This window comes from Nonomuraea sp. PA05, assembly GCF_008086045.1.
Classification (GTDB): domain Bacteria; phylum Actinomycetota; class Actinomycetes; order Streptosporangiales; family Streptosporangiaceae; genus Nonomuraea; species Nonomuraea monospora.
The window spans coordinates 384,184-408,660 of the sequence record NZ_VSEY01000004.1 but is presented as its reverse complement, the minus strand read 5'-3'; the positions used below and the strand labels follow the sequence as shown (position 1 = coordinate 408,660).

At 65.9% G+C, this 24,477-nt stretch carries 20 protein-coding genes, 1 tRNA gene and 2 pseudogenes; 12 read left to right on the top strand and 11 right to left on the bottom strand.

The window, feature by feature from the left end:
• Positions 1–273: 273 nt before the first annotated feature.
• Entirely contained in the window at positions 274–1,071 is a 798-nt protein-coding gene (locus FXF51_RS09125; protein WP_148433820.1) for an exodeoxyribonuclease III, read from the top strand.
• Between the two features lie 191 nt (positions 1,072–1,262).
• Entirely contained in the window at positions 1,263–1,397 is a 135-nt protein-coding gene (locus FXF51_RS62460) for a hypothetical protein (protein ID WP_262379364.1), read from the top strand.
• A 286-nt stretch (positions 1,398–1,683) separates the two neighbouring features.
• Here the strand turns inward: FXF51_RS62460 and FXF51_RS09120 are convergent, their stop codons facing one another.
• The 3 genes and pseudogenes from FXF51_RS09120 to FXF51_RS09110 form a co-directional block, all read right to left on the bottom strand.
• Positions 1,684–2,640, bottom strand: coding sequence for a cobalamin biosynthesis protein (locus tag FXF51_RS09120; RefSeq protein ID WP_148433819.1), 957 nt, complete (start codon positions 2,638–2,640; stop codon positions 1,684–1,686).
• The gene (locus tag FXF51_RS09115) at positions 2,624–2,980 is read right to left on the bottom strand and encodes a hypothetical protein (RefSeq protein ID WP_262379369.1); all 357 of its coding nucleotides are present in this window, start codon (positions 2,978–2,980) and stop codon (positions 2,624–2,626) included. Before FXF51_RS09115 ends, FXF51_RS09120 begins: the two co-directional genes overlap by 17 nt.
• 270 nt (positions 2,981–3,250) lie before the next feature.
• A pseudogene (locus tag FXF51_RS09110) lies at positions 3,251–3,460 on the bottom strand (phosphotransferase); the annotation flags it as partial.
• A 186-nt stretch (positions 3,461–3,646) separates the two neighbouring features.
• Between FXF51_RS09110 and FXF51_RS09105 the strand changes: the two are divergent.
• Both FXF51_RS09105 and FXF51_RS09100 read left to right on the top strand, forming a co-directional pair.
• The gene (locus FXF51_RS09105) at positions 3,647–4,381 is read left to right on the top strand and encodes a ZIP family metal transporter (RefSeq protein WP_148433818.1); all 735 of its coding nucleotides are present in this window, start codon (positions 3,647–3,649) and stop codon (positions 4,379–4,381) included.
• Positions 4,382–4,435: 54 nt separating this feature from the next.
• A tRNA-Arg gene (locus FXF51_RS09100) sits at positions 4,436–4,509 on the top strand.
• A gap of 209 nt (positions 4,510–4,718) precedes the next feature.
• Here FXF51_RS09100 and xerC read toward each other — a convergent pair.
• Positions 4,719–6,287 (bottom strand): tyrosine recombinase XerC, encoded by a 1,569-nt coding sequence (gene xerC, locus FXF51_RS09095; protein WP_148433817.1) that lies wholly within the window; start codon positions 6,285–6,287, stop codon positions 4,719–4,721.
• On the bottom strand, positions 6,280–6,516 hold the full coding sequence (locus FXF51_RS09090) for a helix-turn-helix domain-containing protein (RefSeq protein ID WP_148433816.1): 237 nt from the start codon (positions 6,514–6,516) through the stop codon (positions 6,280–6,282). Before FXF51_RS09090 ends, xerC begins: the two co-directional genes overlap by 8 nt.
• A gap of 1,711 nt (positions 6,517–8,227) precedes the next feature.
• Between FXF51_RS09090 and FXF51_RS09080 the strand changes: the two genes are divergently transcribed.
• From FXF51_RS09080 to FXF51_RS09055, 6 genes are all read left to right on the top strand, one after another.
• Entirely contained in the window at positions 8,228–14,920 is a 6,693-nt protein-coding gene (locus FXF51_RS09080; RefSeq protein ID WP_148433815.1) for a polymorphic toxin-type HINT domain-containing protein, read from the top strand.
• On the top strand, positions 14,910–15,263 hold the full coding sequence (locus FXF51_RS09075) for a hypothetical protein (RefSeq protein WP_148433814.1): 354 nt from the start codon (positions 14,910–14,912) through the stop codon (positions 15,261–15,263). The genes FXF51_RS09080 and FXF51_RS09075 overlap by 11 nt, the downstream gene beginning before the upstream one ends.
• A gap of 586 nt (positions 15,264–15,849) precedes the next feature.
• Positions 15,850–16,278 (top strand): hypothetical protein, encoded by a 429-nt coding sequence (locus FXF51_RS09070; protein WP_148433813.1) that lies wholly within the window; start codon positions 15,850–15,852, stop codon positions 16,276–16,278.
• Positions 16,279–16,446: 168 nt separating this feature from the next.
• The gene (locus FXF51_RS09065) at positions 16,447–17,043 is read left to right on the top strand and encodes a hypothetical protein (protein ID WP_148433812.1); all 597 of its coding nucleotides are present in this window, start codon (positions 16,447–16,449) and stop codon (positions 17,041–17,043) included.
• A gap of 75 nt (positions 17,044–17,118) precedes the next feature.
• Positions 17,119–17,679: a hypothetical protein gene (locus FXF51_RS09060; RefSeq protein WP_148433811.1), complete on the top strand. Its 561-nt coding sequence runs from the start codon at positions 17,119–17,121 to the stop codon at positions 17,677–17,679.
• Positions 17,672–18,271, top strand: coding sequence for a hypothetical protein (locus FXF51_RS09055; protein WP_148433810.1), 600 nt, complete (start codon positions 17,672–17,674; stop codon positions 18,269–18,271). The genes FXF51_RS09060 and FXF51_RS09055 overlap by 8 nt, the downstream gene beginning before the upstream one ends.
• On the opposite strand, the gene FXF51_RS09050 is transcribed toward FXF51_RS09055, so the two are convergent.
• The 3 genes from FXF51_RS09050 to FXF51_RS09040 all read right to left on the bottom strand — a co-directional run bounded on the left by FXF51_RS09050 (position 18,258) and on the right by FXF51_RS09040 (position 20,884).
• The gene (locus tag FXF51_RS09050; RefSeq protein ID WP_148433809.1) at positions 18,258–18,869 is read right to left on the bottom strand and encodes a hypothetical protein; all 612 of its coding nucleotides are present in this window, start codon (positions 18,867–18,869) and stop codon (positions 18,258–18,260) included. The two genes, FXF51_RS09055 and FXF51_RS09050, sit on opposite strands and share 14 nt — an antisense overlap.
• Before the next feature lie 1,175 nt (positions 18,870–20,044).
• Positions 20,045–20,257 (bottom strand): hypothetical protein, encoded by a 213-nt coding sequence (locus FXF51_RS09045; RefSeq protein WP_148433808.1) that lies wholly within the window; start codon positions 20,255–20,257, stop codon positions 20,045–20,047.
• Positions 20,258–20,392: 135 nt separating this feature from the next.
• On the bottom strand, positions 20,393–20,884 hold the full coding sequence (locus tag FXF51_RS09040) for a hypothetical protein (RefSeq protein ID WP_148433807.1): 492 nt from the start codon (positions 20,882–20,884) through the stop codon (positions 20,393–20,395).
• A gap of 127 nt (positions 20,885–21,011) precedes the next feature.
• Between FXF51_RS09040 and FXF51_RS09035 the strand changes: the two genes are divergently transcribed.
• Both FXF51_RS09035 and FXF51_RS09030 read left to right on the top strand, forming a co-directional pair.
• Positions 21,012–21,338 carry a hypothetical protein gene (locus FXF51_RS09035; RefSeq protein WP_148433806.1) on the top strand — a complete coding sequence of 109 codons (327 nt, stop codon included), beginning with the start codon at positions 21,012–21,014 and terminating at the stop codon, positions 21,336–21,338.
• Between the two features lie 265 nt (positions 21,339–21,603).
• The gene (locus FXF51_RS09030; protein ID WP_148433805.1) at positions 21,604–22,038 is read left to right on the top strand and encodes a hypothetical protein; all 435 of its coding nucleotides are present in this window, start codon (positions 21,604–21,606) and stop codon (positions 22,036–22,038) included.
• On the opposite strand, the gene FXF51_RS09025 is transcribed toward FXF51_RS09030, so the two are convergent.
• The 3 genes and pseudogenes from FXF51_RS09025 to FXF51_RS62455 form a co-directional block, all read right to left on the bottom strand.
• Positions 22,007–22,510: a hypothetical protein gene (locus tag FXF51_RS09025; protein ID WP_148433804.1), complete on the bottom strand. Its 504-nt coding sequence runs from the start codon at positions 22,508–22,510 to the stop codon at positions 22,007–22,009. The two genes, FXF51_RS09030 and FXF51_RS09025, sit on opposite strands and share 32 nt — an antisense overlap.
• 25 nt (positions 22,511–22,535) lie before the next feature.
• Positions 22,536–23,819: a phospholipase A2 gene (locus FXF51_RS09020; RefSeq protein ID WP_187414272.1), complete on the bottom strand. Its 1,284-nt coding sequence runs from the start codon at positions 23,817–23,819 to the stop codon at positions 22,536–22,538.
• Positions 23,820–24,165: 346 nt separating this feature from the next.
• Positions 24,166–24,472: pseudogene (locus FXF51_RS62455) on the bottom strand (integrase core domain-containing protein); the annotation flags it as partial.
• Between the last annotated feature and the right edge of the window lie 5 nt (positions 24,473–24,477).

The window sequence follows — 24,477 nt, the reverse complement described above, 5'->3', positions numbered from 1 at the left end:
CCCCCCCCCCCCCCCCCCCCCCCCCCCCTCCCCCCCCCCCCCCCCCCCCCCCCCCCCCCCCCCCCGGCCCGCCTCGCCCCCGCCCGCTTCGCCGCCGCCTTCTCCTCCGCGCCCTCGCCAACACCACCTCCTTCGCCCCCGCAGCCTCCTCAACCTCCGCCGCCGCGCCGCCGTACCATCGGCAGCGCCTCCCTACGCGGCCGAGTCGCGAACTTCCGGACGCCCGGCCCGCCCGTGCGGACCTGCGGCGGGCCGTGATGGCAGGCTAGAGGGATGCGTCTGGCTACCTGGAACGTGAACTCGGTCAAGGCACGGCTACCCCGCCTGCTCGAATGGCTGGCCGACACCGCGCCTGACATCGTGTGCCTACAGGAGACCAAATGCCCGGCGGCGGCCTTCCCGGCGGCCGAGGTGGCCGAGCTGGGCTACGAGGCCGCAGCCCACGGCGACGGCCGCTGGAACGGCGTCGCGCTGCTGTCCAGGGTCGGGCTGTCCGACGTGACGCTCAGCTTCCCCGGCGAGCCAGGCTTCGGCGAACTGGACGGAGTCGGCGCCGCCCGCCCCGAGGCCCGCGCCATCGGCGCGACGTGCGCCGGGATGCGCGTCTGGTCCCTGTACGCGCCCAACGGCCGCACCCTCGACTCGCCCCACTACGTCTACAAGCTCGACTGGTTCGCCGCGCTACGCGACGCGCTCGCCCCAGAGATCGCCGCGGGACCGGTGGTGGCGTGCGGCGACTACAACGTGGCGCCCACCGACGCCGACGTCTGGAACCCAGCCCTGTTCGTCGGCGCCACCCACGTCACGCCCGCCGAACGCCAGGCACTGGCCGAGCTGCGCGACCTCGGGCTGCGGGACGTGGTGCCGACCCCGATGAAGGGGCCGCACCCGTACACGTACTGGGATTACCGGGCCGGGATGTTCCACCAGAACAAGGGCATGCGGATCGACCTCGTGTACGCGAGCGAGGACGTGGCCGGGCGGGTGCGGGCGGCGTACGTGGACCGCGAGGCGCGCAAGGGGAAGGGACCGTCCGACCACGCGCCGATCGTCGTTGACCTGGACGCATAAATGTAGTCACAAATCGCTGTCGGCCGAGTATTCTGTGTTCTCACAGTTTCGGGGGCGGTAAGCAACTCCAGAGGACCACAGGGGGGATTCCCGTGGAACCTTCAGATGGCCGCGTTATCTTATTCATCCTGATCGGGCTCGCCGTGTTCGCCCTGGGACGCCGGTTCCAGGCAATGATCATCATGCGTCAGGTGTACAAGCAGAGCGCCAGGCAGGTGATGGCGCGGAGGGCGACCGCGCACAACGCCGCCAAGTCGATGATCGGGATCACGCTCGTCGTGATCTTCGTGGTGTGGCTGGTGCTCAACCTCAACCGGATCATGTAGGTGCCGCCGCGCTGCGCGCCCCGTTCGGACGCGGCGCGCAGCGCATCGCCTGCCTGCCATGCCTCGCGACCTCCGCCACCCACACCACCGCACCCCGACCCCGGCCGCCATCGGCGCCCTTGCCTGGCCCACCTCCGCCATCACCTTGTGGTCCGCCTGCCACGCGCCTCGACCATCACCCTGAGCTTCGCCTGCCGGCCACCTACGCCACTCGCGCCTTGACCCCGTGCGCCTTGACCACCTGCGCCTTGACCCCGTGCGCCTTGACCACCTGCGCCTTGACCACTTATGCCTTGGCCGCTCGTACCTTGGCTGCCTTCGCCATGCCGGCCGCGACCACCACCGCCACCCCAGCAGCGGCCGCACCCACCGCCCGCGTCAGCCGCACCGCCCGCGAGATGTCTCGGACCCCCGGCCGAGGCCCATCCCCCATCGTCGGCCGCTCCTCGACCTTCCCCCCGTACACGTTCTTCCCCCCGAGCGTCACCCCGAGCCCACCGGCGAACGCAGCCTCACACTGCCCCGCGTTCGGGCTGGGATGCCGACGCCCGTCCCTGCGCAACATGGCCCGCGCACCCCCGGGATCAGGCGCGGTCAGCACGGTCAGCACACCGGTGACCCGCGCGGGCACGTAGTTCGCCACGTCGTCGAGCCGCGCGGCGGCCCACCCGAACTTCTCATAACGGGGGGAACGGTGCCCGACCATGGCGTCCAACGTGTTGATCGCCCGATAGGCCAGCATCCCCGGCACCCCGGCCACCGCCCCCCAGAACAGGGGCGCGACGACGGCGTCGGAGGTGTTCTCGGCCAGTGACTCGACCGTGGCCCGCGCAAGTTCAGGCGCCTCCAGCCCCCTCGGATCCCGCCCGCACAGGTGGGGGAGCCGGGCCCTGGCGCGTTCCAGATCGTCATCCTCCAGCGCGTCGGCCATGTACGCGCCCTCCCTGGCCAGCGTGGTGCCACCGAGCACGGCCCAGGTGGTCACGGCCGTGAGCGCCGTACGGAGGACTCTGCTGCGTCCGGTCGCCTTCACGGCCAGCACGCCGAGCGAGGCCGCGCCGCCGACGCACACGGCGACGTGCAGCACGCCCCGCCGCCGGTCGTCCGCATACAGGGCCTGCTCCAGCCGCGCCGCGCCACGCCCGAACACCGCCACCGGGTGAGCAGGACTCTGCGGATCGGCGAGCAGCTTGTCGAGGGCCACGCCGAGCGCGAGCCCCAAAGGGTCATACCAAGTGGGCATGAAGCTCATCTTCGTGCACATCCAGCCACGCCGCGGCCCGCCGGATGCGCTCCCCGGCGCCACCCGCCCACATCTTGGCCCAGTTCCCGCCCGCGGAGGCGCGCGTGCGCATCACCGTGTAGGAGCGGTGGAAGCGCAGCCTGGCCAGTTCGAGGAGCCTGCGCCGGTCGCGGGGCGGCACGCCGTACGCGTCGCAGAACAACCGCAGCCGGGCACCGACGTCCACCGTGCGGAGGAGCGGAGTGCGATCGACGGGGTCGGAGATGGGCGCCCAGTGGCGCAGGGTGGTCACGATGTCGAAGAGCCGGGTGGTCGGCCGGGCCAAATCAAAGTCGATCAACGCGTACGGCTCCAGCTCCCCACCGGTGAACCCCCCACCACCGGAGAACCCCTCACCACCGGTGAACTCCCCGCCAGGGAAGGCCAGCCCACCACCGAAAGACGACGCCCTACCCCCAGCAGACGCTTCATCCCTAGAAGACGCCCCGCCACGACGTCCCCCCATACGACGAAAAACCACATTCTCCGGCGTTAAATCACAATGCCCGATCACTTCCGGCGCCCGGTCATCATTCGACCCCCCTTCCCACCCCGCCTCCGTCAACGGAAACCCGGCAGTCGCATCATGAAAGCGCCGCAACAACCCACCAAGCCGGGCCAACGCCTCATCGGTTACGCTGTCCAGCCGCAGCCCAGTCGTACCAGGAAGAAAGGTAAGAACCTCGCGACCGAACTCATCCATCCCCACCACCCTCGGCGCCCCGTCGAACCCGACAGCCTCAAGGTGTCTCAGCAGGGCATGCACGGCAGGTGTGGACATACTGGCCGGTCTGCGCACGGTGTCACCGACGCGCACCACCCCGTCTGTCACGTCCCCGCCCTGCAGCGGAATCTCATGCAGGAGCGTCGCGACCATGCCCAGATAGCTTAGACCTATTTGCCCCACCCCCGCCTGGCCTTTTCCAACTCAGGAGATTGCCGCCCCGGCCCGCTAGCCTGCAACTTCATGCCGATCCTGCTGTCGCTGGCCGCGTTCGTCATGACGCTGCTCGGCGGGCTCGTCGCCGACCGCGTCGGCGCGCGCCGCCACCTCGTCCTGGGCTTCGCGGCCGGCGTCATGCTCGGAGTGGTCGCCTTCGACCTCCTCCCGGAGGCTCTCGCCCTCGAACCCCTCCACCTGCACGGCGTCCCCCTGCCCATGCTCACGTTCGCGCTGGCGTTCCTCGGCATCCACATCGTGGAGCGCTCCATGGGCATGCACGACACCCACGAAACGGACTACGCCACCCACCGACACGCCCGGGCGGGCGTCGGCCTCACAGCCGGTTCCGCCCTCGTCGTCCACAGCTTCCTGGACGGCGCCGCCATCGGCGCCGCATACCAGACGGGCACCTCCCTCGCCGTGGCCGTGGCGATAGGCGTCATCGCTCACGACTTCACGGACGGCTTCAACACGTACACGGTGACCTCCCTCTACGGCAACGCCCGCCGCCGCGCCCTCACCCTCCTCACCCTCGACGCCCTCGCCCCCGTAGCAGGCGCCACCCTCACCGTCCTCCTCCCCATCCCCAACACGATCCTCGGCGCATACCTCGGCCTTTTCGCCGGATTCCTCCTCTACCTCGCCACGTCCGATATCCTCCCTGAGGCCCATACGCCCAGACGGGCCACTGGATGGACGTTGACGGCTACCGTGCTGGGAACGCTGTTCATGTGGGGTGTGATCGGGTTGACAGACTGACACGGGGAAAACGTGTGCGTGACATGTCGCCGGATCATGCACAATAAGGCGGGAGCGCCCTTAGCTCAGCTGGATAGAGCATCGGACTTCTAATCCGACGGTCGCAGGTTCGAATCCTGCAGGGCGCGCTTTGATCATGGTCTGACCTGCAGTGATGCGGGATCGGATGCGTTCTAGAATTTTCCTCTATCGGTTGCGTGCTCCATACGTGCTCGCGCGCGCCAACACCGCCCACACCATGATCGACATCGGCGTTCTGGGGCTGTCTTGGCGAAGGAGCGGCCCCGTCCCGCCGTCTGGTCGCGGCGATCACGGGGCCGGTTGCAGTTGTGGCAGGTCAGACCCGCAGCGGGATCACCTCTGCTGGCTTCTGCTGGCCCTCCTCCTCAGCGAGCAGGAGCGCTGCGGTCTTCTCCGCGGCTGCCATCGCCACTTCGGGGAAGACTGAGGTGTAGGTGTCGGCGGTGAAGGAACTGGAGGTGTGGCCCAGCGTCTCCTGCACGACCTTCATCTCTACCCCGGCCGCCAGCATCAGCGAGGCCGCGCCGTGGCGGAGGTCGTGGAGCCGGATGGGTGGCAGGCCGGCGAGGTAGGCCAGCCATAGGAACTGTTCGGTGACGTTCTGGGGATGCAGCCGATCTCCGTGCGGTTGGGTGAAGACGAACCCGCTGTCGGTCCACGCCTCGCCCAGGGCCAGCCGTTCCTGGAGTTGCCGCTGCCGGTGGGCACGCAGCGTTGCGGTGGTTTCGGCGTCCAGGGCGATGGTGCGTACCGAGGCGTCGGTCTTGGGCGTGCCTTCATGGACCTGCCCGGCCAGTTGCACCAGCTGCCAGTTGATCGTGACGGTCTGAGCATCGAGGTTGACCTCTTTCCAGCGCAGCCCGCACGCCTCGCCCCGGCGTAGCCCGCGCAGGGCGATCAGCCGGTACAGGGCGAAGAGGCGGTGCCGCTGGGCTTCTTCCAGGAACAGCCGGGTGTGGGCCGGGGTCCAGACCATCACTCGGGAAGGGCGCGGCGTGCTGGTGTAGGCGTCGACCGGATCCACTCGCCGCCCGCCCCGGCGCCGTGTTTCTGCTGTCAGGCGTTCGTGGAAGGCGGCCTGCCAGTCCTGGACCCGGTCATCGGTCCACACCAGCGCCTTGGGGCGGGTCTTGGCGGGAAGTTCCAGCACGGCGGCGGGGTTGAAGTCGAGCAGCCGGTCTTGCCGGATGGCCATGTTCAGGGCGTGTCGCAGGGTGGCGCGGATGCTGTGCATGGTGGCGACGCTGATCGGCCGCCGGTATTTGACGCTGGCCCGCACGCTCGGATCGGGGCTGGCGCGGCGTTCAACGATGGTGTCGTTGAACTCCTCGATCTGCTCGAACATCACCGCGATGTCGCTGACCTTGAGCCGATCCAACGCCAGCCGGCCGAGATGGGGGATCAGGTAGAGGCGGATGTGGCCCTCATAGGAGCGCCGGGTGCTCTCCTCGATCTTCCGCTTGCGCTGGAGGAACTCCTCCAGCCACTGCTCGACGGTGATCTCCTGCGTCAGACTGAGCCCTGTTTTGATCTTGCGGCGGACCGTCTCCATGTTGGGCAGCGCCTTGGTTTCGGCCAGCGTGAGCTTGATCAGATCGGCGATCTGCGTGCGAGTGGCGGGCTCGCCCGGCGCGGCCAACGTCAGCAGGGCCCGTACCTGGGCGAGTTCGGCTTCGGCGCCGTCCTGGCTGGTGAAGCCGCCGCGGCGGAGCGGGCCACGGCGCCTCCCGTCAGGGTGGGGAGGCAATTCGATCTGGTAGTGCCAGATGCCGTGCCGGTGGTTCCAGCCGCCGCCGGAGCGGCGCAGCTTGGGGCATTTCTGCCCGAGTTCCTTGCCGTCGCCGTCGCGGCAGGAGCAGCGTTTGAACGTGCTGCCGTCAGCCATCGGTTGTCCCGTCCTCCTCGATGAGGGCGTGATCGCCGAGCAGCGCGAGCAGGGCGGCGGTGGGCACCAGGTATCTCTTGCCGATGCGGATGATCCGGCAGGGGAACTGGCCGTTTCTGGCGAGTTGGTAGGCCGTGGTGCGTCCCAGTCCGAGCGCCCGTCCCGCGGTGACCACGTCGACCACAGCCGGCAGTTGCTGGATCTCGGCCCACGTCAGCGCGCGCCTCATCACCGGCCTCCAGACCGAGAAGAACGCGCGACTGCCATGAGCCCGCCCGACACGGCCACAGCGGTGCAGGAAGCCGGGTGAGCGTGAGGCGCACCACCGCCGACCGCCCCGAGCGCCGCGCCGGGCACGACGTATCGACACCCACCTCTGCGCCGGCACTCAAGCCCGACTCGATCGCCGCTACGGAAGCCACGCATCGCACGACGCCGTGAAGCACCGCGACGCCGCTGAGCAGCCCCTCGGGGGTGCCGAGGTGGATCGGGAGGTTGTGCGTTCGCGGAAGGTCGCGCACCGCGGACGAGCAAAAGCGAGCCCGATCTAATGCCGGCCACTGGTGCGAGGTGCTGAGCAGATCCTTGGTCGCGTTGAGGCAGCCCGGACAAGCCGTTCGGCGGCGTATGCCAGGGCCCCTTCTCGCTGAGACTGTCGAGTCTGATGGGCGTGCTGGGTGACGGACGTCGAAGGGTGATGTGGTGGGGTCCTGTCATGGCGATGTGGCCCGCTCATCCGAGCCACCGGGTCCCTGTCACCTTCTAAATACCTGCCTTCAGGCGCGAATTAGGACATGAAGGCAGGCAAAGAACAGGCAAGATCGCGCTCCGTAGCCCAGGTGTACTCTCCGGGGCAGGCTGCTGCCCATGCGCTCCGCTACAGCGCGGAACTACGCGTCTGGCTCGCTGACATCTGGGGGCGAGTCACAACCTCCCATCACCCTGGTCCACGTCGTGATGAACGTCCGACTTGCAGCGCCGTTGACCTCTAACAAGAGGGCTCGCATTAGGAGAGCTCGACTTGTTTTGAGTCCAACATGTCTATCGATGGGCGATATGTGGTTGCTGCTCACCGTACATTGGCGCCTCGGCAAAGACCTCCTATCGCCCGTCCCTTGACGGGCGTTTTGCTTAATCAAAACGATACTCGCAGCGAGAGCCGCGCAAAGCGGTCCAGCTCTTCAGATGCGGATGCTCTCGTGAGCTGCAGATCCGGTGGTCCGGCCGGGCCAATTGACGCTGCCTCGACGACGCCAGATGGATGAGCGCTGGGCATGAGTGCCTGGTCGCGGATGGCGAGGTTCTGTGGCGTCGGCGGCCCGTCTCTCCGCTGCCGGGCGTCCGAGCAGCTTGTCAATGCTGCGTCGTTCGCGTTCGACGGGACGGCCCGCGCGCGCCGCACGTCCGGACGGCCACCGTCACGGTCTCCCAATTGGCGCGGACGAGGCGGAGGGCTCTTGGCGATGTAGTACTCGGCCGCGCCCCGGCAGGCGTCGGACGCGATCGAACGCGTCTCGGCCAGTCGCACTGCCCAGGCCCGGCGGTCCACGAGCGCCCGGCCGCTGACCTGGTGCTCGGATGCTGTACTGAGCGATGCGACAGCTTGTGGAAGGCGCAACGGGGAGGCGGATTCGCCTGTGGCGCCGACAAAGACGTTGTCGAATGAAGGTCGCGCATGTCTGACTCCGCTGGTCAATGTGACTCATGTCACAAAGTATAGACCATTCGGTAAGGGGAGTTTCTACAAGCTGGCTGACATGCAGTGCGCCTCGCTGTGGATCAAAAACGCGACATTCCGTAACGTTTGCGGCGAACTTGCGGCTGTTGACCTCTAGATGATCGTCGATCAAGATCCGGACTGATCGTCTTTATCTACTCCTTACGGCCTGACGCGGCCTCTTCCGAAGGCCTGCGTCAGCGTGCCTTGAAGAGGTGGCGACATGCGAACCTGGCGACGGTTACGGACGACGGTGCTGGTCATCGCGGTGGCGATGGCATTAGTGATCTCCGGCTTGGGGGTGCCTGACAATCTCGTGTTTCCGGCGGCGGCGTCGGTTTCCGGGCCGGATCCCGAGACATCGGTGGATGGCCGACCGGTGGCGAAGGCCAAGACGGTCAAGGGGGCGGAGGAGTCCCAGCCGCAGGTCGAACGCAAGGAGCCGGTGTGGCCGAAGCCGGGCACGGCGCAGGTGGATCCCGGCGAGAAGGCGGTCGCGGCGGGTGCGCTGCCGGTCCGGCTCTCCGAGGTCAAAGGCGCGGCCGAGGTCGGCGCGGTGAAGGTGGAGACGCTGCCCGCCGACACCGTGCAGAAGCTGGGCGGGATAGGCCTCGCCGCCCGGCTGACCGGCGACAGCGCTGGAAAGGTGCGAGCGGAGTTCTCGTATGCGAGCTTCCGCGATGCCTACGGCGGTAACTTCGCCACCCGCCTGCAGCTGCTGCGGCTGCCGGCGTGTGCGCTGACGACGCCGCGCCCGCGCGATTGCGTGGTGCGCCCGCAGCCGGTCAAGGCGCACAACGACGTCAAGTCCGGCACGTTGACGGCCGACCTCGACGCCGATCCGGCTTCCGGTAAGGCGGCGGCGCTGACGTTGCCGAAGAGCGCGAGCGGTAAGGACGTCAAGACGGCCGATGCCCGCGCCGGGCAGGCGTTCACGTCCGGGTCGGTGTACGTGCTGGCGGCCGGGATGACCGGCCCGGACGGCAACTTCGGCGCCACCGATCTCAAGCCGTCCGGCACCTGGCAGGCCGGCACGTCCGGTGGCGGCTTCTCCTACGACTATCCGCTGCCGGAGGCGCCGTCGCCGGTCGGTACCGGGCCGAACCTGTCGCTGCAGTACGACGCCTCCTCAGTGGACGGCGAGGGCCATTGGACCAACAACCAGTCCGGCGTGGTCGGTGTCGGCTGGAATCTGTCGGCCGGGTTCATCGAGCGCAAGTACCGCCGGTGCACCGCCTGGACCGAGTACGCCGGCGACGCCGCGCTGATCTGGCACGCCGACGAGGACGGCCCCTACGGTTCGGCCGTCTGCTGGGAGTCGCCCGACGAGCTGGCCACCGATGTCACCAAGGACTACACCCAGTCGGAGCTGGTGCTGAATCTGGCAGGCCGGTCGGCCTCGATCGTCAAGGACCGCACCAGCGGGTTGTGGAAGACGGTGCCGGACTTCGGCTGGAAGATCGAGCAGCTCCCCGGCGGCGCGGACGGCCTGGAGTACTGGAAGGTCACCTCGAGCGACGGCCAGGTGCACCGCTTCGGCTACAACAAGGACGCGCAGTGGCAGTTGCAGTACGTCGGCAACCAGCGCGCCGAGCCGTGCGCCGACCGGTACTTCAACGACATGATCCCGCCGACCTGCACCGGTGTGTGGCGGTGGAACCTGGACCAGTCGATCGACGCCAACGAGAACGTCATCGACTACACCTACGAGCGCGAGACCAACTACTTCTGCATGCCCGACTGTGTCTCCGAGGTCTACGTGCCGTTGCCGTATGACCGGGGCGGTTTCCTCAAGCAGATCAGCTACGGCCACAACACCCAGGTGGCCGGTAGCACGCCGACCTCGCGGATGACGTTCACCACCTCCGACCGCGGCGGCCTGGACGTGCCGACCGACCTGACCTGCGGCCCGTCCTGTACGACCAACGATGCGGTCGCGTTCTACTCCACCCGCAAGCTCGACTCGATCCTCACCGAGTCCAAGAACCCTGCCTCAGGGGTGTGGGAGCCGGACACCCGCACCGATTTCCGCTACCGGTGGATCTACACCCGCACCGACTTCGGCCCGGCCTATGACCCGGTGCTGTGGCTGGACAGCGTGCAGCAGACCGGCCTGGCCGGCACGAGCGCGCAGAAGCTGCCGCCGGTCAGCTTCGACGCCGCCATGGTCGCGGGCAAGATGGAGTACGACAACTGGTCGGACTGGACCGACTTCCTGTCCTGGCGCATGGTGCCCCGGGTGGCCGGGATCGGCAACGGCATGGGCGGCCGGATCGAGGTGACCTACGGCCAGGCCGACCCGTGCGGCGGTGGTAAGGGCCGCGACGGCACCAGCTACTTACCCGACGCCACCGGCGACTGCTACAAGGTCGACTACTTCTACAACGAGGAGACCGGCCAGGAAAACTGGGGCCGCTTCTTCAAACAACTCGCCTTGAAGGTCGTCGAACGTGACCTGGTCGCAGGCTCGCCCGACATGGTCACCAGCTACGACTACCTCGGCGCCCCGCGCTGGACCAACCCGGTCGCCTACGCCCAGCCCGATCTTGCACCCGGCGGCAGCGACTGGCGCGGCTACAGCACCGTCCGCACCACCCGCGGCTCCGGCTCGGATCCGAACGGCTACACCGTCACCTCCGACACCTTCTACCGCGGCATCGATGGCGCCACCATCACCACCTTCGAAGGCACCACCGCCACCGACTCCCGCGCCCTGCAAGGCCAGCTCCTGCAGGAACAGACCTGGAAGCTGACCGCCACCGATCCGCGCGCCTACACCGAGGCCGAGTCCACCCGCTACGAGTACCAGGTCGCCGCCACCGGTACCGGCCCCGGCGTCCTGGATCCGGCCTTCGTGCACCGCACCCGCGAACGCACCCGCGAGCTGGTCACCGGCAGCGCCTGGCGCTGGAGCGACCAGCGCACCGCCTACAACGGTGACGGCCAGCCCACCACGGTCAACGACTACGGCGACACCGCCGTCACCACCGACAACACCTGCACCAGCACCACCTACGCCCGTAACCCGGCCAACGGCATCACCAGCCTGCCCGCCACGGTGGAGAAACGCTCCGGCGACAGCTGCACCAGCGGCACCGTACTAGGCAAGACCATCACCCTGTACGACGGCGGCACCGACCCCGCCAGCAACACCCCCAGCGACGGCAACGTCACCGAGACTCGCTCCTACGCCAGTGCCACCACCATCTCCACCACGAAGAACACCTTCGACGACTACGGTCGCTTGCTGACCGCGACCGATGCCATGGGCAAGGTCACCACCACGACCTACACCCCGGCTGTCGGCTGGCCCCACCAGGGTGCCAAGGTCACCAATCCTCTGGGCCATGCCGTCACCACGTTCTCCTCCCACCGCAACGGCCTGCCCACCAAGCTGGTCGATGCCAATGGTAAGGCCACGGAGATCGACTATGACGCCCTCGGCCGAGCCGTAGCTCTTTGGGAGCCCGGTCAGCCACGCAGTGCCGGCACGCCGACGGCCACCGTGGTCTACGACATCCCCTTCGACGGCAATCTTGGCCAGCCCACCGCCCCGGCCAAGACCACGCTGCGTCGCCTGCTGCGCGGCACTACCTACCTCACGTCGTACAGCTACGACGATGGGCTCGGCCGTACCAGGGAAGAGCAGACCGCCTCTCCCACCGCTGGCAGGGTCGTCACCGTCACCACCTACGACTCCCGCGGGCTGACCGCCGCCACTTCCCAGCCTGCCCACAACGGCAACGCACCCGGCAGCGGCCTGCTCAACCCCGTACTCACCTCCCTGCCGTCATGGACCAAGACCGTCTACGACAGCATGGAACGCCCGACCGCGGTCATCGACTACCGCCAGGCCGCCGAATTCCGCCGCACCACCACCGCCTACCCCGGCCTTGATCGCATCGAAGTAACCCCGCCGGTCGGCGGCAAGACGGCCACCGTTTCCGACGTCTTCGACCGCACGATCAAGACCGAGGAATGGAAGGAGGCCGCTACTCACCACGACACCACCTACACCTACAACGCCGCAGGCAATCTGACGAAGATCATCGACGCCAGTGGTAACGTCCGGACCTTCACCTTCGACTGGCTGGGCCGCCGCACCGCGGCCACCGACCCCGACGCGGGGAGCTCCAGCTACGGGTACGATGCGGCCGGCAGACCGCTGTGGTCGGTGGACGGCAACGGTACCAAGGTGTCCACCGTCTATGACGAACTCGGGCGCAGGAGCAGCCAGTGGGCTGGCGAGCCGCAGACCGGTAACAAGCTGGCCGAATGGACTTACGACAGCCCGGTGAAGGGCTACCTGAGCACGGCCACCCGGTACGTCGGCGGCAGCGCCTACAGCGACGCGATCACTGCCTACGACGACGCCTACCGGGCCACCGCCACCAAGGTCACCATCCCCGCGACCGAAGGAGTCCTGGCCGGCGAGTACGCCTTCACCGCAGCGTACGACCATGCCGACAACCTGATCGAACAAGGTTCGCCAGGCAAGGGCGACCTGGCCGCTGAGACGCTCACCCTGACCTACAGTGAACTCGGCCTCGCGCAGAGCCTGAGCTCGAACTACAGCGGCGGCACCACATACATCAAGAACACTACCTATTCCTCCACCGCGCGGCTCAACGAACGTAGCTATGGCGCCAATGCCCAGGTCAAACGAACCTTCACTTGGGACGAGGGGACGGGCTGGCTCAACCGTCTGACCACCACCACCGGAACCCAGCTCGCCCAGGACGACGAGCTCACCTACAACGCCAACGGCGACATCACCCGCATTCTCGATGCCGCCTCCGCTGCCAGCACCGCCCCTGGCCAGTCCGAATGTTTCACCTACGACGGATTGAACCGCCTCAGCACCGCCTACACCACTACCAGCTCCACCTGTACGGCAGGATCCGATGGCCAGGGCCTCGACCCTTACAGTCAGTCCTTCGCCTACGACGCGGTCGGCAATCTCATCAGTCTCACCGATAACGGCACCGCTGCCACTTACGCGTACCCGGCCGCCGGGGCGTCCGCCGTCCGCCCGAACGCAGTCACCTCCATCACCAGGCCAGGCCGTGTCGACACCTACGGCTACGACAACGCCGGGCAGATGGTCGCCCGCACCGTCGAGAACAAGCAGACCACCTTCACCTGGAACGCCCTCGGCGAAATGGACAAGGCCGTCGTTGACGGCCAGGAAACCTCCATGGTCTATGACACCGAGGGCGAACGGCTCATCCGCCGCGACCCTGGCGGCACCACCACCCTCTACCTCGGATCCATGGAGATCCAGGCCACCGCAGCCGGAGTAAGGGCCACCCGCTACTACACCGGACCAGATGGTGCCGTCGTGGCCATGCGCACCAGCGCCGGCGTGAAGTGGATGGCCTCCGGCTTGCACGGCTCCACGCAACTGGCCATCGACGACGCCACCGGCAAGGTGACCCGCGAACGATACCTCCCGTACGGCCAGCGCCGCGGCAACGACGACCTGCCCTTCACCGACCGCGGCTTCCTCGGCAAGACCGAGGACTCCTCGACCGGCCTGAGCTACCTCTCCGCTCGCTACTATGACCCGTCCATAGGGAGGTTCGTCTCCACCGACCCGCTTCTGGACTTGTCAAAGCCACAATGGACGAACCCGTACTCCTATGCGGGAAACAATCCCCTCGGCGCATCCGATCCCACGGGGCTGAAAGTCATCGACGATGCCCGGCCTGCCGACCCCTGCGCCAAGCCGAAGAGCGCGGCCTGCAAGATGGCGCGGAAGCAGCAGGCGGAAGCGGATGCCAAGGCGGCCCAATCGGAGGTGGATCGTCAGCTCAAGCTCCTGCTCAACGCAGTCATGTCACTGGCGAAGATCGCCGCCGACGAACTCGGCATCACCGCGGGCATCAAATGCTTCACCAGTGGTGATCTGAGCGCGTGCGGAGAAACCGCGCTGAACATTCTCGGCTCACTCGCCGGTGGTCTCGCGGGCAAGTTGGCCGCGAAATACGCCTTGCCTTGGAAGTGGAAGAAGGCCTACGAACTTGGAAAGGCCATCTGGAAACACGCCGGCGACGCCATCAGCGCCTTCAAGAACTGGCTCGCCGCCAAGGACAAACTTAAGATCGCAGGACGAGCACGAGAAAGCGCCCGTAAGGCTCTCGCGGCGGTATGTGGACGGAACAGTTTCGCCCCAGGTACTGCGGTCGTCATGGCGGACGGAACCCAGAAACCCATCGAACAGGTCGACGTGGGGGACAAGGTCCTGGCCGCCGACCCGGATACCGGCAAGGTCGAGGCCAAGCCGGTCGTGGAAATGATCACGGGTGGGGGCGCCAAGAACCTCGTCCAGGTGACCGTGGACATCGACGGTGACAAGGGAGATGCGGAAGGCGTTATCGTTGCCACCGACGAGCATCCCTTCTGGGTCGAGTCCCAGCGAGATTGGGTCGCAGCGACCAGGCTCGAGCCGGGCTCGCTGTTGCGGACGGCCAGCGGTGGGAGCGTCAGGATAGTTGGCCTGGCGAAGTGGACGACCAGTCGTCAGCGTGTGTACAACCTGACGATCGCCGACAACCACACCTACCATGTGGCCGCGAGCGGCGTCGGCGTCCTCGTCCACAACATCGACATCGATCCGGGATGCTACGGATTCACCGAGGACGACGCGAAGTCCCTGGGAAACTGGTACAACACCACGTTCTCCGACAAGGACGGAGCACTCTACGGCTCGGTCCGGTATCACTTGGACAAGCACGGGAAGGGCCGGACGCTCGCAGACTACACGCGGGAAGCCAAGTCCCTGTGGGCGCGTACTCCCAAGAAAGAACGTGAAAAAGTGCAGCTCGACAACGGCGAGGAAGGGTGGAGGATAAAGGTCGGGAAGACGTTCGGTATCTACACGAAGAGCGGAAAGATCGTTACTTATGCCGATTGACCAGGAGCGGATCAACCGGGCTCGACCAGAGTTCGAGTCCTTCGTCAAACGCCCGTTCCCGGAGCTGCCCCAAGGCGTAGAGTTCAGCGACCTGGTGACAGAGTTGCTGATTCTCGATCCCCGTGTCGGGGCGATGGCGACCGCTGCGGTCAAACGCCAGATAGAGGTCGCCGATCTGCGGAACGTGGATGACACGATGGATCGGCTGGCACGGATCAAGGCCGAATTGGCGCGAACTCCGGCACGTGCTTCGGAAGACGTTCCTGCTGTAGCGGGACTGGTCACCTATATTGACGACCTCGTCAAAGTCGGGCGGCTACTGAGACAGGCGATAGTTCCATAAGGGTCGAAACCCGAGTGAAGGCGTCCATGTGTGCGGAGCCGAGGACGCGTTCACTCGGGTTTCACTCTTTTGCGTCATCGCTTTGATCGAATTCATCCCAGGCCGACTCCGCTTTGTCGATGCTCTTCATAGCGGCCCGTACAGCGCGATCACGAAGAGCGAAGAGACAACGGGCACGCTCGTCCATGATGCCCGGCTCAGCTCAATGACAGTCGAAGGGCGCTGGTCAGACGAAGCTCGACATCCGGGCTCGGGTTCCCATGGGTGTCAGGCTTCGCCGTTTCCGGGGGCCACGGCGTATGTTCCTGGCTCCAGCAGATGGGGGAGCAGGTCATGGCCGTGCTTCTGGCTGGAGTGGTCGGGGAGCGCCACCCGCGCCACTTTCGCGGTCAACAGGGCGCCGCATGCTGTACAGGCGAAAACGACCAAGCAGTCTCCTTCGTTGGGTCGATGCGATCACGGTGGTGCAAATCCCGCCTCGCGCGGAAGTGCGGGTTGTACGCGAGCGGGCGCAGTAGGGGACGGGGAGACCGCGCGAGCTCTCGTGGAAGGGCAGTGTGTCGAGGGTGGGGAACTGCCGGGGTCGGTGGCGATCAATACGTATCTCGGCACCGCCGACGGTGAACATGTGGTGGGAGGTGGTGGTTACCGACCTCAGGAGATCTCGGTGTGGACCCGCATCGGCGAGATCACCGCCTACGACGGAAACTCTGCCACCAACGAGGAGAACCAGCGGATTCTGGAACTTGAGGTCACGCCGAGCGGTGAGGCGGGCTCCACATGCGCTCCTACCGCCGGAACCGACGTCGATCGCGACGACACCATCGCCAAATGGAAGGCGGACGGCGACGACTACTTCCGCTATGTCATGGGCGACACCGACAACGACCGGATCGACGTCTGCACGTTCCGCCCGATCCTGCGCGACGTTCACAAGGAATGGGCGCTCAAGCCGCTCAGGCTCTGGAACCAGATCGCCTATGACAACAGCTCGGGCCAGGTGAAGGGCAAGTGAATCGGCGGCGGTGATCCGTCCGACAACGACCCACAGGAAGTGCCCTACATCCCGCACGTACGCTGCGACTGGATACACCTGGGCGCGTCACAAACGGCAGAGACCACAAGGGCTGTCGCCGCCCCACACGACCCCACCGGGTACAAAGGCGGCTGCATCCATCCGCTGGTGAAACGAATCTTCTCCATGAAGGAATCCCGGGACACCAATTTCACCGAAGTCATCACCCACATCAAGGAAGCTCGGAACCAGGCGACGAACAAAGGAACATTTCCGCCACTACGCGACGGGGCGAACTACAGCGATCCGCTGAACCCTCCGCTCAAGGGCCCGCTTGGGAATGTGAAAGCGAAGGTGATGCGAGGAGACTGGCTGGCTTCCCGTGATGTGGAGGCGGGCAAACCCTTCACCAAGGCGACGGAAGATCAGGAACTGAAAAACCGGAAGGTGTTCAGTCTCAATCCAAAGGACTATCCACCCAGCGGCCTGTTCCAAGCAGAGGGTAAGTGGTACACCAACAGCTGGTGCAAGTACTATTGGGAGGAGGTCTACAGGGCTGCCCCTCGGCCTACATCGAGGACTGTCAACTGCGATGAATTCCCCTGGGCGTCAACCACGCAGGGTGCCGCGTCTGCGAAGGGACATTTTTCCATCAAGGCCATTTCGGGGACCCAGAACCAGTCCCACGGTGGCACAGTTGGGAATTGGACTAACACCCAGCGCCTGCTAGCTGGCGACAGCTTCTGGTACGAGATCATTCCATAGCGATATCATTCTGCAGGTGGCCGTCGGCCAGTCTGGCGGCCACTTCGGTCATACGATCCTCGAAACCGGAGCATCGTGACAAATCGCAACAAATTAGACCAATGGTCGTATTTCGAGGAGCGGGGTCTGGCGGGCAGGTTCGAGTGCTCGTGGGCCGAGGCACCCGACTACCGCGCGGTGGCCACCGCGCTGCGAGTGGAAGAGGAGATGCTCGCCTGTGACCTCACCCAGGCGCGGCGCTGGTTTCGCGACTACTCAGAAGAAAACCTCGTGTGGGTGGCCGGGCAGAGCCCCGGCTGGGTCACGATGTTCACCGTGTCCGGATTGTTTCCGTGGCGGGCCCTCGACTCGCTCCCACAGCCCGGTGGCCGGGCCTACCACCTGCTCTACTACGCGGGCGAGATCAGCGAACAGGCCTATGTCAACGCAGGTGAGTGGCAGGACCTCCCCGCAGAGCACTGGGACCGCCCCAGGCGGGAGGGGGCGGGCCTCATAGGCTCCTCCGACCTCGCCCAAGAAATGAACTTCTACCTGGCCGCTCTGGCATACAAGACCGGCAGATTCATCGACAACAGCTGGTTCGCCACGCCGGGGCTGCTCTGCCGCATTCCGGAAGGGGCGTGGCCGCGTGAATGACCAGTGGGAGTTACTACTCGGCGCGGGACTGGGCCGCGGATTCATCGGCACCTGGGTCGAGTCGGACGAAACTGACATCGTGGCCGCCCTGCTCGGCGCCGATCCCACCAGTCACCAGGACTGCAATCTTGAGGCCGCCATGGCCTACTACCGGCCGATGAGCTTCACCGAACGCATCTGGGCCGGTCCTCACACTGACGGCTGGACGCACGTCCTCACCATTAGCGGTCCACCCCCGATGACTGATCGCCTGACGGAAGCGAGTCTGCGTTTTCTCCAGGTTCACACCATGGAAGCCCAGGTCCACGACCTCCTCTGTGGCGACGGTGTCACTACCACTTGGGCAACCCAGCGTTGGTACGGAGAGGTCATCGCCAACCCCGGCTCCATGCTCGAGCCCTACCTCCGGGAAGTCGGCCGGCCAGCGATGCCGGAAGCCGTACACTCCGGATCCTGGATCACTGAACCCGAGCACCACGGACGGATCTGTCTGGAGACCTATCTCTTTCTCGCCGGGCGCATGAGCGGCCGGTTCATCGACCGTGAATGGCTGGGCGAGAAGAGACGCCTCTACACCGTTACACCGCAATGAGTGGAACGGGAAGGACTGAACAGTGTCGCGCCGGGCCATTCGAGCACGTCCTGGTGGGCTGGGCGCAGTGGATGTAGCCATGCTCGGTGAGTTCGGTCTCGAAGGCGCGGCCGTAGTATCGCCGATCGGCGATGATCGTCTGTTGCGGGTGGGTGGCGGCCACGTCGGGCGCGGCGTTCGGCGTGCTGAGCAGCACCTCGCGTTCGTCGGCCTTGGCGCGCCGGATAGGGCGAACAGCATAGGCAGGCTGCTCAGCGCGCACAGCGGGTGCATGCGTAGTCCCTAAGAGTAGCGCGAGTGGAAGGCGCAGTAGCCGTACTGCGCCCATGCGGTCAGCTCGAAGTGGCGAGCGGCCGCACTCGATCGGCGCCAGCATCCGGATCATGTGCGTAACAAGACCACGGACGTTCCGCAGCCGCCGGTTGTAGTCCGGGTGGCCTGGTAGATACGGGGCCATTCCGTTCATGTCGGCGCAGGCGTGCCGCAGCCAGCGGCGCTCGGAGGTGAAGCCCAGCAGCACCGACAGTACCGCCAGCGTTACCAGTTCGCCTTCACTGAGGGTAGGTGCGAAACCGACCTTCGGACGCCATGCAGCCAAAGCAGTTGGACGTTCACCGCGTCGTCGATACGCACGTACAGTGCAGTTGCGAGAGGGAGAGCGTGTACTTCCTGTGAGTTACGCATGCATCTGGCGCGATTACCGGTGGCGTTCGGTCACCGTCAACGTCCGGGCGGTCGCAGCGGGTATCGGGCGGCCGGGATGGCGGATAATTAGGGGCCTGAGCTGGGGAAACGTCATCAAGATCATCCCGCGTATGTCCCCTGATCATGGTCTTACGGCTGCATGCGGGCACTGCTTGCTGCCTAGCAAGGTCATAAAACAAAAGACCTGCGGCTGTGAAGCCGCAGGTCAGAGGCCTGAAATGCTGATCTAGGTAAGTGTCCCCGGCAGGATTCGAACCTGCGGCACCCGCTTTAGGAGAGCGGGAGTCCTTCAGCGTCCAATATGTCTTATTTGGGGGGTAGTGGTTTTCGCTCCATGTACATCATCTCCTTATATTGACCTCCAGCCCTGTACCACTTGCTCTCTTTTCCCTATTCAGGCCGATATTCGTGGCGGGAGGAGCGAAAATCATCCCCCGCTCTTCAGATGCGGGTGCTCTAGTAGGAACTGGACCCGCAAGGATCCTGTGGCAGGCTGACGAAAGCGTGCGTCGAGGGGTGCCGACGCCAGTTCGGTGCTGGCACAGATGGACCGCAAAACTGTCGCGGTCGACTTGGTGTTAGCGGTCATATGGAAACCCTGGTGGACGGACACGTCATTCCTGGTAGATGGCCATGTGACTCCTGCTGGGCGGCCACGAGATCTCCAGGTAGACGGACAGCTCTACAGGGCTGAGATGCGGGGCCACAGCCAGGCATAGCGAACGACGGCGAGGCCCCTCGGGCTCCACCAGGCGGCGCTGAGCTCGGTGCGCGATGCCGTGAGGCCCGACGAAGGAGGGGCTTGCGGCTCCGACCGCCCCAGCCCGTAGGGAGGGCACCGAAGTTGGCGATCGTGACGGTCTCAGCCCCGAGCCGTACGAAAGTCACTACGTGCACGGACAGGTGGCCGCCCAACCGGACACGTAGTGTCCGCCCACCTGGAGGTCGAGTGGCCATGAATCTGGATTGTCGTGGCCATCTACCTGGAGGAAATCGCGTCCGTTCACAACTTGGTCTCGGGAGAGGACACCGCCTGTTACGTCCGCACGTTACCTGGCCGGTGGCACCTCAGAAGATCGAGCCGACCCGCGAGACGCTGCGCCACGCCGTGGCGGTGGTGGCGCGCCCGGATGGCCGGCCGGTGCTGGCGTACCAGGACATCTTGTTGAAGGCCATGTACAGGCCCCGCTTGCGGGTGGAGGCGCCCATCGATTTCAGGGCGGAATTCTTGCCGGATCCGGCGCCGGCGACCAGGGTCAGGTCACGGCTGGCGACGAACACGTCCCTCGCGGCCCGCTGCTCCGCGGTCGGCTCAAGGGCCGTATGCGTCCTCTCGGTAGTTCGGCGAAACTGCCGCACTATCGAGGGTGACCGCAAGACTTCTCGGTTGTCGGCGGTTCGCGGTTTGCGCTGAGATCACGGCTCCGGTAATTCCTCGCGCAGGGCGTTGCGCAGAGGTTCGGCCATCATGCCGCTGACTGGGACGGTGGTGGGCAGTTGGGGCTCGTCGAAGTAGCGGGCCTTGTATCGGCGCAGCAGTGACTCCCCGTGCTTGGGCCAGGAGAAGTTCTTCTTCTTGAGGAGCTTGCCGAAGACGACGCCGGCGTTGTCCGGGGCGGGTTCGGTCAGGAGTTTGATGGCGGCGGGGGAGATGTCGTCGCCGCGGAGGTAGGAGGTCAGGGTTTCGCGGTAGCGGCGCCGGTTGATCAGGGTGGGGTTGGCGAAGAGTTCCTGTAGGAGGCCGAACTCGAGGTAGAAGCTGATGCCTGTTTCCGGGTCGAAGTGGATGGCCGCCGTCTTTGCGTCAAGCAGGTCACCAGGAAGGGTGTGACGGGGCGGAGGGGAGGTGTTGCCGGGCTGGGCTCGGTCCGTGCAAGCCCGCATGAAGGCGTCGTATCGCGAGGCCACGTTCTCTCCCCCGGATGACGAACTTGGCCCCACCAGCGTGCCCCGTCCGAACCGGCCATCCTTGTCGGCGGCGATCTTGAGGGTGACGGTGATGACGTGAACCGCTGGATCTTGCAGGAATGGATGTATGGGCCGTAACGAGGAAACGTGGTGGGTGCTGTGCGGGGACGAATTGTGCGGTGAGATCGTCGTCGGCGACATGGACATGCCCTGGATGCACGGCACCTTCGTCGCCGGCCCGGCCTTCGCCAAGGTGAAGCCGCTCTTCGATCGAGAGCTGGAGCTTTTGGAACAGGACGACGATGATCCGGAGGCGTGGGAGGCGGCATATGACCAGGTGGCGGAGGCCGTCTGTCTGATCTCACCACGCGGGCCGGTCGCCGAGTTTCTCCTGCATATCGAAGGTGATCGAGCCTGGTTCCGGTGGAGTGACGAACCGTTCACCCTGGAGTAGGCGATGTCGCCGAAAGGCTCGGTGATATTGCTGGTGGTACGTCGTCGTGTGGCTGGGCCAGGCTTGCTATCCGGTGACGCCGGTCTGTTGGGCGCGGGTGTGGGCGAGCCGGTAGGAGTCGGTTCCGGTCTCGATGGTGGTGGCGTTTTGAACGAGCCGGTCAACGATCGCGACACTCGTCTCCACCCGACGGGCCCGGTGCGACCAGTCCACCCGCCCGGCATCTGCTGGATCCGCTGTGCCGTTCCGACCTGCTGGGTGCGCGGTGATTGGCAAGGAGTTGCAACAGCTCATCGTTGAGCATCTCCGCCTGCGCCAGCGCGTCCGCGCCCTGTGCGAGTCGTTCACCACCGCTCCTGAGCGCCAGCCTCAGCAGAACCTGCCCCCGATCAGCGACGGGTTCGCCGCCTGGCATCGCGATCGAGATGACCGCAGGCCGGAACGAGAAGACGCCGCCACGGTCGCCGACAACTGGTGGGTCGAATGGTGCATCGAATGCACCATTCTGGTCGGCGAGCCGGCATGGCGAGCCCGCCAGGCAGCCGCGAACAACCGGTGGGACGGATCCGACAGCATGGACCTGCGCCGCGCCGAAGAGTCGCACCATTTTCCCCTGCGTGTCCCGGCTGCGCGCGCCACGCTGCCAGGCGATGGCGGTCTCGTGTCCGTCAGCCTGTTCGCCCTTCGGCTCGTCGGGTGAGCAGCAGGCCGATGGCCATGCCTGCTCCGCAGAGGACGAATGGCCAGCCGTATGGGCGACGGGGTGCCCATTGGTCGAAGGTGATCGCGATGCCGGACAGGAGGACGGCTGTGGTGAGGGTCCAGCTGACGATTCGAGTGAATCGGTGAGGCCGGTGCCGAGTGAGGCACCAGGCCAGAATGAGCGCCATGAGGAGGCCGGGCCAGGCGAAGATGACGTAGCTCCAGGCGGAGATTTCATCGGTGGTGGTCTCGCCGATGAGGGCATGCCTGAGCGGGCCGTCGAGGAGCAGGTTGAGCAGCGAGGCGGGGAAGGTCAGCACCGTGATCAGGATCCGGCCGTACATGTAGCCGCCGAGATGGCCGTTGATCGTTGCCCAGGTCAGGAGGGCGACGGCGGCCACGTACGAGGTGATCGTGAGCGACACCGGGCCGAGGGTGGATTTCGGGCTGCGGTACAGGAGGTGGGTCATGTGTCCTCTTCATGACAATGATGTCTCAGAGCGCGCCGTCGCCCTTGGCTCGGACGGCCTTGTAGAAGGTGTTGGCGTAGCTGAGGCAGAGGGAGCGTTTGGACGACTGGGTGCCGCGAAATGGGTCGGCGACCGTGCCGGTGATGGCGGCGCAGATGCGTTCCTTCATGATGGTCAGGAAGACAGCGTCGACGTGCGTGCGCTGGGAGCGGTCCAGGCCGTTCCGATCGCCGTTCAGCCTGTTGCGGATCAGGCCGTAACCGTAGTCATGGGAGTCGCATGCGGCGCGGAAGTCCAGCCAGTAGGTGGGCTTGTTGCCGACGATGGGGGCGCTGCAGCCGTCGTTGGTGATGCCCATCACTGACCCGCCGGTCAAGGTCGCCTTCCAGAACGGGGGTCGCATGACCTTGCTCGCACCCTGACGCACGTCGACGCTGGTCTTGCACATGCCGCGAAGCATGTAGTCGGCGGCATAGGGAGTGGGACAGGCTCGGGCGCCGAGGCGTATGGTGCGCCGTGCCGCGTTCGCCAAGGTGCCAGGGGAGGAGTAGGTGAGGTGCCATGACCCCTCCTCCGTGGTGGTCATCTTCGTGATGTCGCCGTCTGTCGAGTAGGCGTATACGAAGCGACGTTCAGGATTTTTGTCTGGCCGTCGCAGATCGCGGACCTGGCGCAGATGTCCGCCGGCGTCGTAGCGATAGGTGAGAGCCGTCACCGGTGGCGTGTCGCCGGCGGCGTTGTAGTCGATCGACGCGAGCAGGCCGGTTACCTCGCCCAGCGCGGATGGCGTGGCGGTGGTCCTGTCGGCATGGATGAAGGTGGCCGTGGAGCATGATGCGGGGTCAGGCTTCCGGCAGTCCGCTCGGGGAGCGGCCGGTGAGATCAGACGGCGCACTCGGCGGTGAGCGTCGTAGGTGACGCTCTGGAAGTCGCCATCGGGCAGGCCCACCGAGGTAGGCAGCAAGTGGCCGTGCACCCGGGACCAGGTGACGATCAGGCCCGTCTCGTCGGTCTGGGTGAAGGTGTCGTTGCTGTTGCGCACGATGAGACTGCCGGCGTGGACGAAGGCCTCTGGCCGGGACGGATCGGCGAGGTAGCGGTGAGACTCGGTGCCGTAAGCGAGGTCCAGCATGACAAAGCCGTGATCGCTGTGGTCATGCAGTCGGTTGCCCAGCATGCCGCCCAGTGGTTGCAGTTGCCAGCCGAGTCCCAGCACGCGCTCATTGGCCCGGACGGGATCTCCGCGTTGACCGGCGGTGTGGGTGCGGGTGATCAGCAAGCCGTCCTCGGAGAAGTCGATGGCACTCATCAGCCAGGTGCCCGTGGCGGGGTCTGCATATCCAGGTGGTGTGGGTGTGGCTTGGGCCAGGCTGTCGACAGAGAGCCAGGGAAGCATTAAGGCACTCATCGCAATCACTCGATTACTTTATGTGCTTGTAAGTGGATGAGTGGAATGGTGCCGGCGTTCAATGCCGGAACGGTATGCCGTGGTCGGCCGCGGCGGCGCCGACGATCGGCTGCTTGGAGGTGAGGATCAAGGCATGGGACTCAATGGCCCAAGTCTCTGGGCCCGCGGCCGCGGGTCCAGAGACGACAACGATATTCCTGAGGGTTGCTGGCGTCGGTCGGCAACCGCCCCGGCTTTGATGGAGACCTCAGCGGTTGATTGCTAGGGCTTCGTTGGGGTGGTGTTGAGCGTAGTAGATCGCCTCGAACTCCTCGGGCGGGAGGTGTCCGATGGCTGAGTGCAGGCGGATGGTGTTGAACCAGGCCACCCATTAGCGGTGGCCAGTTCCACGTCGGCCAGGCTGCGCCACGGCCCCGGGGCTCGATCAGCTCGGTCTTGTAGAGGCCGATCTGCGATTCCATCAGGGCGTTGTCGAGCGCGTCGCCGACCGTGCCGATGGAGGCGTCGATGCCGGCCGCCAGCAGATGGGTGGTGAACCGGAAAGAGGTGTATTGCTCGG